This is a genomic window from Mycobacterium sp. 134 (assembly GCF_048282715.1).
Classification (GTDB): domain Bacteria; phylum Actinomycetota; class Actinomycetes; order Mycobacteriales; family Mycobacteriaceae; genus Mycobacterium; species Mycobacterium septicum.
Genome location: NZ_JBLVUN010000008.1, coordinates 3,262,479 through 3,278,187, shown reverse-complemented (window position 1 = coordinate 3,278,187; position 15,709 = coordinate 3,262,479). Strand labels below are relative to the sequence as shown.

At 65.8% G+C, this 15,709-nt stretch carries 18 protein-coding genes; 7 read left to right on the top strand and 11 right to left on the bottom strand.

The window, feature by feature from the left end; all coding sequences use genetic code 11:
• Positions 1 to 19: 19 nt before the first annotated feature.
• The 3 genes from ACNQVK_RS20595 to ACNQVK_RS20585 are packed head-to-tail and all read right to left on the bottom strand — an operon-like array spanning position 20 to position 2,184.
• A complete protein-coding gene (locus ACNQVK_RS20595; RefSeq protein ID WP_044518510.1) occupies positions 20 to 550 on the bottom strand; it encodes an RDD family protein in 531 nt (176 codons plus the stop codon).
• A gap of 9 nt (positions 551 to 559) precedes the next feature.
• A complete protein-coding gene (locus ACNQVK_RS20590) occupies positions 560 to 1,354 on the bottom strand; it encodes a DoxX family protein (RefSeq protein ID WP_418030984.1) in 795 nt (264 codons plus the stop codon).
• A 47-nt stretch (positions 1,355 to 1,401) separates the two neighbouring features.
• On the bottom strand, positions 1,402 to 2,184 hold the full coding sequence (locus tag ACNQVK_RS20585; protein WP_418030983.1) for a tat pathway signal sequence: 783 nt from the start codon (positions 2,182 to 2,184) through the stop codon (positions 1,402 to 1,404).
• Positions 2,185 to 2,273: 89 nt separating this feature from the next.
• On the opposite strand from ACNQVK_RS20585, the gene ACNQVK_RS20580 reads away from it, so the two are divergent.
• The 3 genes from ACNQVK_RS20580 to ACNQVK_RS20570 all read left to right on the top strand — a co-directional run bounded on the left by ACNQVK_RS20580 (position 2,274) and on the right by ACNQVK_RS20570 (position 5,372).
• Positions 2,274 to 2,972 carry an MBL fold metallo-hydrolase gene (locus tag ACNQVK_RS20580; RefSeq protein WP_418030982.1) on the top strand — a complete coding sequence of 233 codons (699 nt, stop codon included), beginning with the start codon at positions 2,274 to 2,276 and terminating at the stop codon, positions 2,970 to 2,972.
• A gap of 44 nt (positions 2,973 to 3,016) precedes the next feature.
• Complete coding sequence (locus tag ACNQVK_RS20575) at positions 3,017 to 3,835, top strand: acyl-CoA thioesterase domain-containing protein (RefSeq protein WP_044518514.1); 819 nt, start codon at positions 3,017 to 3,019, stop codon at positions 3,833 to 3,835.
• A 166-nt stretch (positions 3,836 to 4,001) separates the two neighbouring features.
• Positions 4,002 to 5,372, top strand: a complete 1,371-nt coding sequence (locus ACNQVK_RS20570; protein ID WP_418030981.1) for an LLM class flavin-dependent oxidoreductase — start codon at positions 4,002 to 4,004, stop codon at positions 5,370 to 5,372.
• A gap of 11 nt (positions 5,373 to 5,383) precedes the next feature.
• Here ACNQVK_RS20570 and ACNQVK_RS20565 read toward each other — a convergent pair whose 3' ends face one another.
• The 4 genes from ACNQVK_RS20565 to ACNQVK_RS20550 all read right to left on the bottom strand — a co-directional run bounded on the left by ACNQVK_RS20565 (position 5,384) and on the right by ACNQVK_RS20550 (position 9,104).
• On the bottom strand, positions 5,384 to 5,851 hold the full coding sequence (locus tag ACNQVK_RS20565; RefSeq protein WP_211154349.1) for a GtrA family protein: 468 nt from the start codon (positions 5,849 to 5,851) through the stop codon (positions 5,384 to 5,386).
• A 78-nt stretch (positions 5,852 to 5,929) separates the two neighbouring features.
• A complete protein-coding gene (locus ACNQVK_RS20560) occupies positions 5,930 to 7,243 on the bottom strand; it encodes a cytochrome P450 (protein ID WP_418030980.1) in 1,314 nt (437 codons plus the stop codon).
• Positions 7,240 to 7,728, bottom strand: coding sequence for a hypothetical protein (locus ACNQVK_RS20555; protein ID WP_418030979.1), 489 nt, complete (start codon positions 7,726 to 7,728; stop codon positions 7,240 to 7,242). The genes ACNQVK_RS20560 and ACNQVK_RS20555 overlap by 4 nt, the downstream gene beginning before the upstream one ends.
• A 17-nt stretch (positions 7,729 to 7,745) precedes the next feature.
• Positions 7,746 to 9,104 carry an aromatic ring-hydroxylating oxygenase subunit alpha gene (locus tag ACNQVK_RS20550; RefSeq protein WP_418030978.1) on the bottom strand — a complete coding sequence of 453 codons (1,359 nt, stop codon included), beginning with the start codon at positions 9,102 to 9,104 and terminating at the stop codon, positions 7,746 to 7,748.
• 137 nt (positions 9,105 to 9,241) lie between these two features.
• On the opposite strand from ACNQVK_RS20550, the gene ACNQVK_RS20545 reads away from it, so the two are divergent.
• Genes ACNQVK_RS20545 through ACNQVK_RS20530 form a run of 4 tightly spaced genes read left to right on the top strand, consistent with a single transcriptional unit; the run spans position 9,242 to position 11,663 of the window.
• Entirely contained in the window at positions 9,242 to 9,781 is a 540-nt protein-coding gene (locus ACNQVK_RS20545) for a hypothetical protein (protein WP_418030977.1), read from the top strand.
• Between the two features lie 19 nt (positions 9,782 to 9,800).
• A complete protein-coding gene (locus ACNQVK_RS20540) occupies positions 9,801 to 10,418 on the top strand; it encodes a TetR/AcrR family transcriptional regulator (RefSeq protein WP_044518524.1) in 618 nt (205 codons plus the stop codon).
• A gap of 35 nt (positions 10,419 to 10,453) precedes the next feature.
• On the top strand, positions 10,454 to 11,287 hold the full coding sequence (locus ACNQVK_RS20535) for an EamA family transporter (protein WP_418034237.1): 834 nt from the start codon (positions 10,454 to 10,456) through the stop codon (positions 11,285 to 11,287).
• A gap of 19 nt (positions 11,288 to 11,306) precedes the next feature.
• Positions 11,307 to 11,663 carry a hypothetical protein gene (locus ACNQVK_RS20530; RefSeq protein ID WP_418030976.1) on the top strand — a complete coding sequence of 119 codons (357 nt, stop codon included), beginning with the start codon at positions 11,307 to 11,309 and terminating at the stop codon, positions 11,661 to 11,663.
• 1 nt (position 11,664) lies between these two features.
• Here ACNQVK_RS20530 and ACNQVK_RS20525 read toward each other — a convergent pair whose 3' ends face one another.
• The 4 genes from ACNQVK_RS20525 to ACNQVK_RS20510 form a co-directional block, all read right to left on the bottom strand.
• Positions 11,665 to 12,510, bottom strand: a complete 846-nt coding sequence (locus tag ACNQVK_RS20525; protein WP_211154354.1) for an ABC transporter permease — start codon at positions 12,508 to 12,510, stop codon at positions 11,665 to 11,667.
• Complete coding sequence (locus tag ACNQVK_RS20520) at positions 12,507 to 13,382, bottom strand: ABC transporter permease (RefSeq protein ID WP_044518528.1); 876 nt, start codon at positions 13,380 to 13,382, stop codon at positions 12,507 to 12,509. The genes ACNQVK_RS20525 and ACNQVK_RS20520 overlap by 4 nt, the downstream gene beginning before the upstream one ends.
• 5 nt (positions 13,383 to 13,387) lie before the next feature.
• Entirely contained in the window at positions 13,388 to 14,584 is a 1,197-nt protein-coding gene (locus ACNQVK_RS20515) for a polyamine ABC transporter substrate-binding protein (protein ID WP_418030975.1), read from the bottom strand.
• Positions 14,585 to 14,652: 68 nt separating this feature from the next.
• Positions 14,653 to 15,681, bottom strand: a complete 1,029-nt coding sequence (locus tag ACNQVK_RS20510; RefSeq protein ID WP_418030974.1) for an ABC transporter ATP-binding protein — start codon at positions 15,679 to 15,681, stop codon at positions 14,653 to 14,655.
• Between the last annotated feature and the right edge of the window lie 28 nt (positions 15,682 to 15,709).

Genomic DNA, 15,709 nt, shown 5'->3' with positions numbered 1-15,709 from the left:
GCACCTCACGCAACGGGTTTCAGCCCCGCACCACCTGTGTTCCGCCGGCGAGTTCGTCGTGCTTGCCCTGCTTGGTGGGGCTCGAGCTGATGGTCACCGCGATGATGATCATCGCGACGATGGCCAGGAAGCCGCCCGCGAACGGGATGATCGGCAGCAGGGTGAAGGCATTGCGGATGGCTGACTCTTTGGCGGTCGGCTTCGGTGTGTTGCCCGCGCCGTGTACCGCGAGGCCCAGCATCTTCTTGCCCGGTGTCGCACCCGTCGCCACTTCGAGACCGACGAAGTACACGAACATCAGCAGTCCGGTGAACAGGCCGGTTACCCAGTAGCTCGACAGCGAGTCGGTGACGAACGACAGGAAGAACGCCACGATCGCTACGAGGATCCCGTCGATCACCCGGGCCAGCCAACGCCGGCCCAGGCCGCCCGGGGTTTGCGTGCCGTAGGGCGGGGGATAGCCACCCGGCACCTGCCCGCCGTAGGGCGGTGGGTATCCGCCGGGTTGTCCGTATTGTCCGAATTCCGGTTGATAGTCACCCGTGGTCATGCCACAACGCTACCGATCAAGGCGCTGGTCGAGTTGAGTTCGTGCGAGATCGGCCAGAGCAGCGGAGCGTTCGCGGGCGGCCTCGGCCAGTTCGGGTGCGCGTTCGCGGGCGACATGGGCGAGTTCGCCGGCCCGCGCACGGGCGGCGTCAGCGACCTCGGGTCCATGTTCACGCGCCAGTTGGGCCAACTCCGAGGCCAATTCGGTCGCCCTGTCCACAGCCGCGTCGGCGAGTTCGCGGCCGCGTTCGGCGCCGACAGCCAGACCGTGGCCGATCTTCTCGGCGATGGCACTGTCGGCGAGGGCGTCACCGCCCGCTGCCACGCCGGGAACGGCGGCCGCGACACTGGCCGAGACGTGTCGGGCGGCACGGCGTCCACGCCATGCCAGCGACGGCTTGCCCGCGGTGTCGGCCGCCGCGATGATCAGACCGCCCAGCAAGCTCACGTCGGTCAGAAGCTCACGGCGCTGCCGCGCGGCGTGTTGCGGGTCGGAATCCTTCAAGAATGCCTGCGAACCAAGGCTTCCCGGAATCATCGTGACGGCAAGGGCCGCCGCGGTCAGTCGGGGCGCCCGCCCGGCGGCCAGTAGCAGCCCACCTGCCACCTGGACCACCGCGTTGACCCGGGCGACGGCATGGGCGTTGTTGGGGACCCCGGCCCCGACCGGGCCGGGCAGTGCGCTCAGCGCGCCGAGGGTTCTCTGTGTCGTCTCGGTGGAGGTACTCGGGTCGCGCAGGGTGTCCACACCGCGGGCGATGAAGGTCGCAGACAGCATGGGGCGGGCGATTCGTCTGATCAACATGGGCTAGGAGTTCCCCCAGCCCGCCAGAGCAAACCTGTGCGGTCAGCTCAGTGCGGACCGGCCAGCAGAACTTCGCTGAGGTGGGTGGTGGTCTGGACTCCGTCGTCGTAGCCGCCCTGGTCGCCGAGGGCGTTCATGATCGCCAACGTGTACCGCTGCTGCGGTCCCGCGAAACCGACACTGTTGATCACCCAACCGCCCTGTTCGAGTGACCAGCCGTCCTTGTTGCCGGGATTCATCGCCGCGCCGGCACCCCAGACACCCCACTGCTGGTTGGCGTCCACGTGTTGCAGTGCGTCCACGATGCCCGCGGTTTCGGCCGGTGCGAGGCTGGTCAGCGTGTAGTTCATCAACCGGTCCAGATCCTCGGGCGTGGCCTTCTGAAAGCCCCAGTACGGGAAGGTCTTGCTGAATCCGCGTTGCGGTTGCAGCCCGGTCAGCCCGTAGGCCCCGAAATCGGCGTTGAAGGCCTGGTGGTCGGCGCCGCTGTACCGGGTCCACAGGGTGTCGGCGGCGTCATCGTCGGACGAGTGCAGCATCGCCGCCATCAGGCTCCGGTCCGAATCGGTGAGCGTCACGGTCCCGGCCCGTTGCCTGGTCAGCAGGTCGACCACCATGCCCAGCTTGATCGTGGACGCCGTCCACACCAGGTCACCGGCGTGCGCGTTCCGGTAGACGGCGCCGGTGGTGCGGTCGCGCAGCACATATCCGACCGTGCCGGGGCGTCCCGCCAAATAGGCGTCGGCAGCGGCGACGCGTTCGGCGAGATCGCAGTCCGCCCCCGTCGTGCAGGCCGCCCGCGCAGACGGGATCGTGATGCCGCACGCCATCGCGACGAGTACACAAACAGAGAACAGGAGGCGGTGCACAGGAGTAGCTTCGCAGGCGTGTGTCCCATTGCCGGCATCGACGGTGGGCAATGAACTACGACTGGGAACAGTTGGGCGACGGTGTGTGGCGCACCCGTCTGCCGTTCCTGGATGTGACGGTCGGACTTGTCGGTGGCCGCACGCACGCCCTGTTGGTCGATTCCGGCACCACGTTGGCCGAGGCCCGCGGCATCGAGGCCGACGTTGCCGCGCTGACGGCGCGACGGGTCGGGCATATCGTCCTGACGCACAACCATTTTGACCACGTCCTCGGCTGCTCATGGTTCAGGGAGGCCGAAATCCATTGCGCACCAGAGGTTGCCGCAGCCATGACATCGGGCCGGGCACACCTGCGCGAGGATGCGATCCGCTATGGCGCCGATGCCGACGATGTCGACCAGGCCATCGCGGCGATGCCCGTCGCTGCACACCAGGTGTCCGCCGGCGATATTGATCTCGGCGGTCGGATCGTGACCATCCGGCGGCCCGGCCGGGGCCACACCGACCACGACCTGATCGTCACCGTGCCGGGCAGGCACACGGTGGTGTTCTGCGGCGATCTCGTCGAGCAGTCCGGTGACCCGGTCATCGACGCCGACTCCGACCTCGCGGCCTGGCCGGTCACCCTGGACGCGGTGCTCGCCGCAGGCGGGGAGGACGGAGTGTTCGTTCCCGGCCACGGCGCCGTCGTCGACGCTCATTTCATCCGGCTCCAGCAACGCTGGCTGAGCGCCCGGTCCGCTTCGTGATCCCCGCCGACAAATTTAGTTAGCCCATATGCGACGATTCGCCGATGACCGAGGTTGACGCCCATTTTGTGCAGTCCGAGCAGGACAGGTTCCAGCCGACCCGCTTTGCGCAGAGCCACTGGGGTGAGGATCACCTCAACGGCCCGGCGTTGGTCGGTCTGGCCGCGCGGGCGCTGGAGGCGGCCTTCGGGCTGCCCGAATTTCTGCCGGCCCGGCTGACGGTCGACCTGTTCAAGGCCGCGCGGGGCGTGCCGACCACGACGAAGGTGGCGTTGGTCCGGGACGGTCGGCGGGTCCGCAACTCCGAATGCGAACTGGTGCAGGACGGCGTCACCGTGGCACGTGCGACGTTGGTGCAGTACCGGCTGAGTGCACCCCCGCGCGGTGAGGAGTGGACGGCGCCGACCCACTTCGAGCCGCCGACCGCGCTCGATGGGGACCGGACCACCTATATGGGCAGCGACGCGGGCGGTTGGAGTCGCGCCATCGCCGAACATCAGAACGCGTCCCGCAAGCGTTTCATGAATCGGACGATCACCGTGGTCCAGGGACAACCCAACTCACCGTTCGTGCGGGCCGCGATGGCTGCCGAGGGCACCAGCCTGGTGACCAACCTGGGCACCGCCGGTGTCGGTTACATCAACGGTGACCTGACCGTCGCCCTGTCCAGGTTGCCCGGCGACGAGTGGATCGGCGTCCAGGCCGATTCGCACTGGGCTGCCGATGGTGTCGCCGTCGGTGGGTCGACGTTGTTCGACAGCGCCGGGGCGTTCGGCACCGGCCTCGTCACCGCGATCAGCAATCCGGCGGCACAGATCGATTTCTCCCACGACCCGTTTCCGGATCGCACCGCACCACGGTGACCGACATCCCGGCCGATTTGGTCGTCCGATTTTGATCGGCCGGATTTGATCCCTTGTTTCGGTCGCCGGGTTGGCAGATAGTTTCGCCGCCCCGCGGGATCTGTGAGCCCGCGCGTTGTTCGCCGGTCTCCACCGGCGGAGCTGAACCTGCTGCCGGAGGTCTCCCGTGACACGCCAGATCGTGCTCAATGCGTTCGACATGAACTGCGTGGCCCACATCGTGGCCGGCACCTGGCGACACCCGGATTCGCAGGCGGCGCGCTACAAGGACATCGACTACTGGCTGGACCTGGCCCGGTTGCTCGAACGCGGCCTGTTCGACGGACTGTTCATCGCCGACGTGCTCGGCATCTACGACGTCTACGGGGGTGGCCCGGCGGCCGCGCTGCGTTCGGGCGCCCAGGTGCCGGTGAACGATCCGCTGTTGGTGGTGCCCGCAATGGCCACCGTGACGGACAATCTGGGCTTCGGTGTCACCGCGGCCACGTCGTTCGAGCACCCGTACTCGTTCGCCCGCCGGATGTCCACGCTGGATCACCTGACCAAGGGGCGGGTCGGCTGGAACATCGTCACCGGCTACCTCGAGAGTGCTGCGCGCAACCACGGCCTGGACACCATCACTCCGCATGCCGACCGCTACGACATCGCCGACGAGTACACCGAGGTGCTGTACAAGCTGTGGGAGGGCTCATGGGAAGACGATGCCGTCGGCACCGCGCCCGGTAGGGCGGCCTACGCCGATCCCGCCAAGGTGCATCCGATCGGGCATGACGGCAAGCACTTTCGCGTCCCCGGCATTCACTTGTGCGAACCCTCGCCGCAGCGTACCCCGGTGCTCTACCAGGCCGGTGCGTCGAATCGCGGCCGTCAGTTCGGGGCCGAGAACGCCGAGGTGATCTTCATCGGGGCGCCGACCAAGGAACTCTTGCGCGAGGCGGTGGCCGATATCCGGGCCAGGGCCGCGGCGGCCGGGCGTGACCCGTATGACGTCAAGATCGTGAACGGGCATGTGGTCGTGACGGGGGCGACCGAGCAGGCCGCGCAATCCCGGTATGACGAGTTCCGGCGTTACACCGATCCGGAAGGGACGCTGGCACTGTGGTCCGGGTGGCTCGGCACCGATCTTTCGCGGTTCGACCTCGATGATCCGGTGGCGGTCACCGACAACGAATTCCTGAAGTCAACGGTGGAGACGTTCGGCCAGGGCCAGTGGACGTTGCGCGACTTCATCGACTCGAAGTCGATCGACGCCGAGGGTGGCTTCACCGTCGGGTCGCCGACGAAGGTGGCCGACGAGCTGCAGGAGTGGTTCGAGGAGACCGACGTCGACGGTTTCAACCTGACCAACGTGATCACGCCGGGCTCGTTCGTCGATTTCGTCGACCACGTGGTGCCGGAGTTGCAGCGGCGCGGGCTGTACAAGACCTCCTACGAGGAGGGCACGTTGCGCAACAAGCTGTTCGGGCGCGGTCCGCGGCTGCCCGAATCGCACCGGGCAGCGGGCTACCGCGACCTTGCCGTATCCCTGACCAGCTGACGCCCGGTGTGTCACCGGCGAAACACCAGCCACCGCATGGCGCTGTACATGTAGATCGCCTCGCAGCCGCCGGCAACGATCCGGGCCAGGTGGTACTCGACACCGACAGCCGCCAGCCCGCTGGACACCCCGAGGATGAATGCCAGGTAGTTGATCACGACTACCACCACGTACACCGTCAGCTGGGGACCGACGGCGGCGTGCGAGCGGAAGTTCAGGGTCCGGTTCAGGTAGTACGCGAGGCCGAAGGCCCCCGCGTATCCGACGGTCACCGCGAGCGGAAGTGGCACCCTGAATGCGCCGTGCAGGGCCGTGAGGATCGCCAGGTCGACGCCGAAGGTGAACGTGTTGATCAGGACGAAACCGAGAAATGTCGGGGCCACAACAGAATTCAGCGGCGCCGGAAGCGCGCGGACGACCAGGACACAGAACCGGTGGAACCGTTCGGCGGTAGCTGCCCGGCTTCGATCGTCTCGCACATGGACACCGTGGCATCGGAAGGTGTCAGGTTCGTGAGCGCCGAGCGAACTCCGATGGAGCCCTGGCGATCCCGCGCATCATGCCCCGGTTCGGGCCGGGGTGAACCGGATGTTCAGGTGCGTCAGACCCCGCAGGATGAATGTGGGCAGATAGCGGTATCTGCGGGCGTCCGGCGGGCCGTGGACCTCCTCGTCGATCCAGATGTGCTCGGTACGGTCGAGTAGCCGGTTCAGGCTGACCAGGCCTTCGGTGCGGGCCAACGGGGCACCCGGGCAGCTGTGCGGTCCGCGACCGAACGCCACGTGGTTGCGGGCATTGGCGCGGTCGGCATCGAAGCGGTCCGGATTCTCGAACTTGGCGGGATCCCGGTTCATCGCGGCGTTCACCAGCATGACAGTGGTCCCGGCGGGAACCTCCACGCCGCCGATCGTGACGGGGACCTTGGCGAGCCGGAAATCTCCGCGCACCGGGCTCTCGTAGCGCAGGGACTCCTCGACGAAACGCGGGATCAGCGTCCGGTCGGCGCGTAGCCGACGCTGCAAGTGCTGATCCTCGGCCAGGATCATCACCGCGGCCGACAACAACCGGATGGTGGTCTCCTGTCCCGCGGCGAACAGGTTGGCGGCCACTCGGACCGCGTCGATCACCTCGGGGGTGCTCCCGTCGGGGAAGGTCGCAGCAGCAACCCCGGTCAGGACGTCCTCGCGCGGACGGGCGCGCCGGTCGCTGATGTAGTCGGTGAATTTCCCGTACAGGTACTCCAGCGGCGTCTGTTGCAGCGACTCGCCCTTACTGCTGCCGATCGTGCCGGTGTGGCCGCCGTGCAGCAAGGCTTCCTGGAACTCCGGATGGTCGGATTCGGGAACTCCGAGCAGGTCGGCGATGACCAGCATCGCGAAGGGGCCCGCGAAATCGTCGATGAACTCGCAGCCGCCGTCGGTCAATGCGGCGTCGTACTGGCGGTCGGCGATCCGCCAGATGAACTGTTCGTTTTCCTTGAGCCGCTTGGGCGTGATCATTCTGGCCAGCAGGGCGCGATGATCGGTGTGTTTCGGCGGATCGAAGGTGGGCAGCTGGTCGTTGAACGGCAGGTCGTCGCGGTGGACCTCGATCAGATCGGAGATGTCGGTAGCGCCCGATCCGTCGAGTGGAACGGGAAAGCCGGGAAACGGGCCGGTGACCGAAAGACACGAGGAGAAGCGTTCACTGTCGTTGTAGATCGCCACGCCCTCGTCGTATCCGGTGACCATCACGACGCCGTGGTGTGTCTCCCTGCGTAGCGGACATTCCGTGCGCAACTCCGCGAGATAGGCGTAGGGGTCGTGCAAGAGCCTGTTGTCGGTGAAGAAGTCGACGGCATCGACATCGCCACGGTTGGTCTCGACGCTCACTCCGAGATCTCAACTCCCTCATAGCTGGTCAGCATCTCGGTGTTCGGCAACGCCATCTGCAGATAGACGTCGATGTGGCGGATCTTGTCGTCGGGGGTGAATTCGTACACCGAGATCGAGTTGACCACAGACTCGAAATCGCCCATCTTCGTGCGCTCCTCGAGCTCGAGGAACACCACGCCGTCGACCTCGCTGACCCGTTTGAACAAGCCGTCCCATTCCGAGGCGGTCGCCCAGTTGGTCAGAAAGCCGGTGTACTGGTCCCAGTTCATCACCTCTTTGAAGTTGCCCACCCGTTCGAACTCGTCGGCGGCGACCAGATCCGCCAGCGGCGCCCAGCCTTCGACCCCGAAACCGGGTTGCTTGGCGGCGTCCACGAGCTGCTTGGTGGTGACCGCGTACCGCACCGCCGCGCGACTCCGGCCGGTGTAGTCGTCGACGACCTCATTGACATGCTTCAACGAAAACCTCTCTTCTGTAGTCATTTCCGAGACAGGATCGATCAGGATCCGACACCGGCCGACTCGAGATACTTGTCGACGACCGAATGGAAGTGCGCGATGACGACCTCTTCCTTGACCAGAGCCATATGCTGCAGCGCAGTGTTGCGCAACCCGATCTGCTGGCGGGGCATCTGCTCGTAATCCTGTTGCAGCGCTTCGAAATACTTGTAGCTGCCGGCCTTGTCGACGACGATCGGCTCAGCCGTGAAGGCCGACTTCATCTCATCGGGCAGCCACATGTAGCTGGCGACATGCCAGATGCAGCGGTTGGGGTCCCCGTCGGGATGCGGCAGCGACATGATGATGGTCGCCTCACCGGCGCGGATGGTCATGAAGAAGTTAGGGAACCACACCCAGCCGTGGTTGTCGCTCATCTGGGCGTCGGTCAGCCCGCTGACGTCAAGTCCCATGGTGGTCAAGGTGTCTCGGGTCGCCTTCTGCAGCAGTGTGCGGGCGGTAACCCCTTCGGGAAAATTCAGCGATCCGTCGTCGCCGCGGAACTCGGCGACGAGTTCCTGGAACCGGGGGAGCACCGCGACGGTGGAGGGGAAGGTCTCGGGCAGGTCCATGATTCCGTCGACCTGATGCTCCGGGGTGGCGCCGACGACGTCGAACGGCGCCATCGACACGCTGTGCTGCTCGAAGAACCGGTACCGGCTGGTGGCGGGATCGATGTTGATCACCCGCAGGAGCTGGGGGTGGATGCCGTCGATGTGGTAGCCCTCCTGGAAGGCGTCGAGCACCACCTTCCAGTTGCAGTCGATGGCCTCGGTCACGTCCATCACGGTGACCATCTCATCGAGGTGATACGGCGCCAGCATGGTAGCGACCTCATCGCCGATGAAATCGGCCAGTGGCGCGGCATCCGGGTCCGGGTTGAGGAAGATGAACCCGGCGAAGGTATCGACCGAGACCTCGATCAGCCCATGGCTGTCTTTGTCGATCGGGCCGGCCAGTGCCTCCCGGAGCATGCCCTTGAGGCGGCCGTCCAGGTCGTATGACCACAGGTGGTACTGGCACAGGAAGCCGCGCTTGGCATTCCCGCGGGATTCGCGGCACAGCACATTGCCCCGATGGCGGCAGGCGTTGACGAACGCGCGAATCCCGTCGTCCTTGCCCCGCACGATGATGTAGGACTGATCGAAGATCCGGTACTGCTTCCAATCGCCGGCCTTGGTCAACTCATCGACCCGACCGACCACCTGCCAGACTTTCTTCCAGATCGAATCACGTTCCTGGGTAACAAATTCCGTGGCGATGTAGCGACTCGTCGGAATCTCCATCCGATACGCATCCGGGGCGATGTCGTCCAGGCGGGTGGCGTTCTCGACCCAATCTCCGGGGCGTGCTGTCTGCACGGGCGGACCTCCTCGATCGATATGTGGGCGGGTGAGGTGTCGCTGACGGCCGGTTATGTCCAGGCCTGTCGGCGCCAGTGGTGCTTGTGACTGCGATCACTACTATACATACGCGTATATCGAATACAACAATGAATATGCACGGACAAAACGCAGCGATCGTGGAGGTGTTCCGGGTGCGGTCTCAGTTGGAGCTCATGGCTGAAAGTGCGGAGCAGACGGTGATCTGGGCCGGGGGGCTGATCTGCGACCGGGCACTCGCCGGCTGGCAGGTCGTGGTCTGGCTGCCGGAGGTGACCAAGTCGGTGGCGCTGACGATTCTGGGCGCAGAGGCGCGGGTCGCCGGATCGGAGGTCGCCATCGTCGACACCGTGATGCCACTGGTCCGGATCGCCTCGGGGTCGGGCGGCCCGGCCGGGGCCGGACAGCTTCAGACGTATCTCTGTGACCGAACGGACCCTGCCGGGGCCGCAACGGGGAGTGCCAGTCCGCAGGCGGTCGTCGACGGCGTACTCCACCATCGGCTCAGCTTTGCTGCGCGGGCCTTCAAGGCGCAGGCGCTGACAGCCTGTGGGCGCCCTGGGCCCGTCGGAGAGGTGGAGACGTTCCGCCCCACCGACCTGCGGTGGTCAAGTGGCCCATCTGCCGGCCGGACCGTGACAACACAAGTGCATTGACCTTTGACAGGATGGGGCTATGGCCGAACGCTGGACCAAACAACGCCGCTTGGAACACACCCGCAACGTCCTGCTGGACGCCGCTGAGGAGGTGTTTGCGCGCAAGGGGTTCGACGGGGCCGCGCTCGAAGACATCGCCGAGGTCGGGGGCTACACGCGAGGTGCCATCTACTCCCATTTCGGGAGCAAGGCCGAGTTGTTCCTGGCGGTCATCGAACGGCAGCGCCAACAATTCCTCGACGGGTTCGCCGACGTCATCGCGACGTTTCACCGGCTCGAGGACCTCGATGCCGACGAACTCGGCGACCGCTGGCGGGATCTGGTCGCGGCCGAGGGGCCCGACCGCGCGGTCCTCGGATCCGAGTACACGCTGTTCCTGCTGCGCAATCCCGAGGCGCGGGAGCGCGTGGCCGCACAGCGGGAGGAGACGGTTCGTGCCCTCGCCGACTACGTCTCCAAAGGTGCAGCCCGGCTGGGAGGCCACCTGAGCATCCCGGCGCTGGACCTGGCCCGGGTCATCCTGGCCGCCAACGACGGCGTCACGCTCAACAGCCTGCTCGACGGCCAGGCGGTCTACCGGCCGTTCCTTCGCATGGTGATGGCCAATATCGTTGTCCCCAAGGGGAACAACTTGTGACCAACACCGGACATCCGGCGCGCACCGGCGCGCTGATGGCCATGGCCTCCATGCTGTGCGTGCAGATCGGGCTCGCGGTTGCGGTCGGTCTGATCGATGACATCGGAGCCGAGGGTGCCGCGTGGCTGCGCCTGGCGTGGGCCGGCGTTCTGATGCTCGTGATCGTGCGGCCGCGCCCGTCGGCCTTCACCAAATCCGCATTCTGGACCTGCGTCGCGCTCGGCGTGGTCACGGCCGGGGTGACGATGCTCTTCATGGCGGCGCTGTCCAGGATCCCGCTCGGCACAGCCAGCGCGCTGGAATTCCTCGGCCCGCTCGGGGTCGCCGTGGCCCACGGGAAGGGGCGCAATCGGATTCTGTGGCCCGGGCTGGCAGCGGCCGGCGTGGTGCTGCTCACCGAGCCCTGGACGGGCGACGTCGACCTCGTCGGTGTGCTCTACGCGCTGTGTGCCGCGCTGTGCTGGGCCTGCTACATCCTGCTGACGCAACGGGTCGGCGACGAGGTGGCCGGCATCAAGGGGCTGGCGGTGTCCATGCCGGTCGCCGGCCTGGTCGGCACCGCGGTGGTCGGGCCGTCGGTGTTTCCTCAGCTGACGCCGCAGTTGCTCCTCATCGGAGTGGGGCTGGCGATCCTGCTGCCGGTGATCCCGTTCGCCCTCGAGATGTCTGCGCTGCGGTACCTGAGCACGGCCGCGTTCGGCACGCTGATGGCCCTGGAGCCGGCATTTGCGATGCTGGTCGGTTTCGTTCTGCTCCACCAGGTCCCGGCCCCGGCCGCCGTGATCGGCATCTGCCTCGTGGTGGCTGCCGGGATCGGCGCGGCGCGTACCGGGGCGCGTGCCACGCCGGTCCCTGCCGAGATCGGCTGATCCGGCTACCCTGGCGCCAATGGCACGTGGAATCTTCAATTCCCCGATCACCCGCTGGTTCAATGCGGCCGCCGTGGGCCTCACCCGAGTTCCGGTGCTCGGCCGGTGGATCGGCCACGGTGTGGTGGTCATCCGGTACACCGGGCGCCGGTCGGGCCGCACGTTCGAGACTCCGGTTTCCGTGACGCGCGACGGGAACGCGGTGACCATCAACGTGATGGCGCCGGACAGCAAGAACTGGTGGCGCAACTTCCTCGGCGAGGGCGGTCAGCTCACCCTGCTGAACCTGGACGGCAGCGACCGTACAGGGCACGCCGTCGCCCACCGTGACGGCCGAGGCAAAGTGGCCGTCACGGTGCGACTCGACGCGCCCTGATTCAGGCGTCGATCCGCTTGCGCCGGTAGAGCGTTCCGAACATGAGCAGCAGCAGGCTCACCACCAGGATGGCGGTGGCCAGCACATTGATCTGCGGAGGTACCGCGGCCTTGACCGCCGCGTTGACGTACAGCGGATAAGTGACCGTGGAGCCGCTGACGAAGTAGGTGATGATGAAGTCGTCCAGGGATAGCGCGAACGACAACATCGCAGCGGCCACGATGCCCGGAACGATCAGCGGCAGAGTCACTTTGAAGAACGTTCTGGTCGGGCTGGCCCCGAGATCCATCGACGCGTCCTCCAGCGTCCAGTCGAATCCGCGCACCCGCGCCCGCACCGTCATGGCGATGAAGCTCACCTCGAACGCGATGTGGGCGATGAGGATCGTGGTGTAGCCCGCGGCCCAGCCGAGGTCGAGGAACAGCGTCAGCAGCGAGGCGCCCATCACGACCTCGGGTGCGGTCAGCGGTAGCACCAGGAACGTGTCGACCGCCTTCTGGCCCCGGAACCGTTGGCGCACGAGGGCGATGGCGACCAACGTGCCGAGCACCACGGCGACCGCGGTGGATACCGCCGCGACGTTCAGGCTCAACTTGAGCGCATCGGTCAGCGCCGGGTACTTGAACGGATGCGCCCAGTTGTCGAGGGTGAAGCCTTGCCAGGTGTAGTTGAACTTGCCCGCCGGCTTGTTGAAAGAGAACAACACGATCACGAAGATCGGCAGGAACAGGTACAGCAGCACCAGGCCGGCGACGATCCGCAGGGACCAATCACCCCATCGCGGTGATCCTTTGACCACCTTCGGGGTGGCCGGGCTGGTGGCGTCTGCCAGTGCGGTCGACGTCATACGAGATCCTCCGTGCCCAGCGCCCGCGTGTAGAGCAGCACCCCGACCAGGATGATCGCCATCAGCACCATGCTGAGTGCGGCCGCGGCCGGATAGTCCTTGACCACCAGGAACTGCTTCTGAATCACGTTGCCGATCATGGTGGTTTGCGTGCTGCCGAGGTAGTCGGCGTTGATGAAATCGCCGGCCGCGGGGATGAACACCAGCATGCTTCCGGCCAGCACTCCTGGCATGGACAGCGGCAGAATGACTTTGGTGAAGCTGCGGGTATTCGACGAGTACAGGTCCTTGGAGGCCTCGATCAGGCGGGGATCGATCTTCTCGAGACTCACGTACAGCGGCAGGATCATGAAGATGATCCAGTTGTAGGTCAGGCCTCCGATCACCGCCCAGCTCGTCGACAGCAGCCGTCCTTCACTCGGCAGCAATCCGATGGATCCGAGTGCGCTGACCACCAATCCGTCGTCGGCCAGAATCGTCTTCCACGCGATGGTGCGGATCAGGAAGGTCACGAAGAACGGCAGGATGACCAGGCCCAGGATCAGGTTCTTGTATCGGCCCGCCTTGAAGGCGATGACGTAGGCCAGCGGAAAGGCCATTACCGCACACAGCACGGTCGCCACGAATGCGTAACCGAACGTCCGCAGAATCTGATCCTGATACGCACTGAACGCATGCAGGTAGTTGCCGAAGTTCCAATCGAACTCCAGCGTCGGTAGGTACACCGAACCGCCCGACGTCGACAACGAGGTGCGCGCCAACGAGAAGAACGGCACCACAAAGAAGATCCCCAGGTACACCAAGGCCGGCAGGATCATCAGGTAGGGAGCGATCTTGCTCCGCTGCCGGTTGCTGGTGGCTGCGCCCGCCATCGGCGTCAGCCTCCGGTCACTGCGGCGTAGAGACTGTTGAACTCCTGGGTCTTCTCGTCAGTGAGCGCAGGCCACGACTTGAGCTTGGCGAGAATGTCGGCAGGCGGGTTGATCAGCGGGTTGCTCGCCAGCTTCGGATCGATCTTGGCGAGCTCGTCGGTCATGTCCGACAACACCGGCACGAACTGGGTGAACGCGATGAGCTTGGCGTAGTTCGCCCGGTCGTAGACGTAGTCGATCCACGCCTCGGCACCCTTCTGGTTCTGCGTGGTGTAGGGGATCACCATGGTGTCGATGAACCAGTCGCCACCGGTCTCGGGCACGATGAACTGCAGGTCCGGGTTGTCGGCCTGCAACTGCACCACGTCACCCGAATATGCCTGGGCGACAGCGATGTTGCCGGCCGCCAGATCGTCGGCGTAGTCATTGCCGGTGAACCGGCGGATCTGGCCCTTGTCCTTCTGCTCACGGATGAAATCGACGGCCTTGGTGATGGACTCGGTGGTCGGATCCTCGACGGAATTGCCCTGCCACTGCATGATCATGCCGAGCCCGTCCTGGACGTCGGACAACAAGCTGACCCGGCCCTTGAATGCGGGATCCCACAGATCGTCGATCTTGGTGATGTCGCGCCCGGTCGCGGCCTTGTTGTAGGCCAGGCCCACCATGCCGGTCATGTACGGCGCGGTGTACTTGCGGCCCGGATCGGCCTTCGAGTTGAGCAGGTCCTCGCGCAGGTTCTTCTTGTTGGGGACGCGGGAGTCGCGGATCTCGTTGAGCCACTTGAGCCCGGCGAGCCGGACCGCCATGAACTCGGTGGGGACGACGAGATCGGAGCCGATGTCCTGCTTGCGGGACAACGGTTCCTTGACCTTGGCGAACCACTGTTCGTTGTCGTTGAAATCCTCTTTGTAATCCACGGTCAGACCGGACGCGGTCTGGAATGCCGCGACGAATCCTTCGGCCATGTACAGCGGCCAGTTCGAGATGCGGACTTCGCCGGTGGCCGGTGAGCCGTCGTCGGGGGCGGCCGACGACGTTGCACCGGAACCTCCCTCGCCACCTGACCCGCACGCTGCCAGCACGGACGGACCCAGCGCGAGTGCGGCGGCGGCTGCTGCGCCGCCGCCCAGGAAGCGGCGCCTCGAGGTGCGATTCGCGGTGAGCCGGGCGAGAATTTGGGGATCGAATTGAGCGGGCATGGGCGACCTTTCTGAATTCGGGCGCTTTCGTCGATGAAGGGTGGGCGAGGGTCGGCTGGTGCCAATGCCTACGTGTCGTCGAGCATCTCTTCGAGATCCTCGGTGGTGGGTATGTCCGCGGCCGGAAGTACCCGTGACGCGTCTGGTGACCAGCTCACGTGCACCTGGTCGCCCGGGCGCAGCAGGGGGAGGTCCTGCTCGGGTCCCACGTGGGCGATGATCGTCGAATCATCAGGTGCGGCAAGGGAAAGCCGGAGCACCGGACCCTGGAAGGTCAGGTCCTTGACGGTGGCGGGCACGGTGGCCACATCCCCGGTGGGCACATCCATGGAGACGCGGACCCGCTCGGGGCGGATCATCAGGGTGGCGTGGCCGCCGGGTTCGATGGTGGTGTCACCGGGCTTGGCCTTGAGCGTCGTGCCGAGCACGTCGACCTCGACGAAGTCGCGGTTGGTCCGCCCGGTCTGCCGGCCCGGCCACAGGTTGGCCTGCCCGATGAAGCTGGCGACGAACACCGTTGCCGGGCGGTCGTAGATCTCGGTGGGGCTGCCGATCTGCTCAACGTTTCCGTTGTTCATCACCGCGATCCGGTCGCTCATGGTGAGCGCCTCTTCCTGATCGTGGGTGACGTAGATGAACGTGATGCCGACCTCGCGCTGAATGCGCTTGAGTTCGAATTGCATCGCGTGGCGCAGCTTGAGATCCAGGGCGCCCAGCGGCTCATCGAGCAGCAGCGCGCTGGGGTAGTTGACCAGGGCACGGGCCAACGCGACCCGCTGCTGCTGGCCGCCGGAGAGCTGGCCCGGCTTGCGCTTGGCGAAGTCGGTGAGCCGGACGATCTCCAGCAGCTCGTCGACGCTGCGTTTGATCTCGGCCTTATCCTTCTTCGCGCTGCGCGGACCGTAGGCCACGTTGTCCCACACGGTCATGTGCGGGAACAGCGCATAGTGCTGGAAGACCGTGTTGACGTTGCGCTTGTGCGGTGGCACGTGGGAGACGTCGACGCCCTCGAGCCGGATGGCGCCCTCGGTCGGGCTTTCGAATCCGGCGATCATGCGCAGCGTGGTGGTCTTCCCGCAGCCCGAGGGGCCGAGCATCGAGAAGAACTCACCCGATGCGATGGAG

Coding starts and splice junctions, on each gene's coding strand:
- ACNQVK_RS20530 (WP_418030976.1), top strand. CDS start 11,307: ATGGCACGTGGAATCTTCAATTCCCCGATCACCCGCTGGTTCAATGCG.
- ACNQVK_RS20590 (WP_418030984.1), bottom strand. CDS start 1,354: ATGTTGATCAGACGAATCGCCCGCCCCATGCTGTCTGCGACCTTCATC.
- ACNQVK_RS20540 (WP_044518524.1), top strand. CDS start 9,801: ATGGCCGAACGCTGGACCAAACAACGCCGCTTGGAACACACCCGCAAC.
- ACNQVK_RS20525 (WP_211154354.1), bottom strand. CDS start 12,510: ATGACGTCGACCGCACTGGCAGACGCCACCAGCCCGGCCACCCCGAAG.
- ACNQVK_RS20555 (WP_418030979.1), bottom strand. CDS start 7,728: ATGACTACAGAAGAGAGGTTTTCGTTGAAGCATGTCAATGAGGTCGTC.
- ACNQVK_RS20585 (WP_418030983.1), bottom strand. CDS start 2,184: ATGGCGTGCGGCATCACGATCCCGTCTGCGCGGGCGGCCTGCACGACG.
- ACNQVK_RS20520 (WP_044518528.1), bottom strand. CDS start 13,382: ATGGCGGGCGCAGCCACCAGCAACCGGCAGCGGAGCAAGATCGCTCCC.
- ACNQVK_RS20515 (WP_418030975.1), bottom strand. CDS start 14,584: ATGCCCGCTCAATTCGATCCCCAAATTCTCGCCCGGCTCACCGCGAAT.
- ACNQVK_RS20575 (WP_044518514.1), top strand. CDS start 3,017: ATGACCGAGGTTGACGCCCATTTTGTGCAGTCCGAGCAGGACAGGTTC.
- ACNQVK_RS20510 (WP_418030974.1), bottom strand. CDS start 15,681: ATGCTCGGCCCCTCGGGCTGCGGGAAGACCACCACGCTGCGCATGATC.
- ACNQVK_RS20545 (WP_418030977.1), top strand. CDS start 9,242: ATGCACGGACAAAACGCAGCGATCGTGGAGGTGTTCCGGGTGCGGTCT.
- ACNQVK_RS20595 (WP_044518510.1), bottom strand. CDS start 550: ATGACCACGGGTGACTATCAACCGGAATTCGGACAATACGGACAACCC.
- ACNQVK_RS20580 (WP_418030982.1), top strand. CDS start 2,274: ATGAACTACGACTGGGAACAGTTGGGCGACGGTGTGTGGCGCACCCGT.
- ACNQVK_RS20535 (WP_418034237.1), top strand. CDS start 10,454: ATGGCCATGGCCTCCATGCTGTGCGTGCAGATCGGGCTCGCGGTTGCG.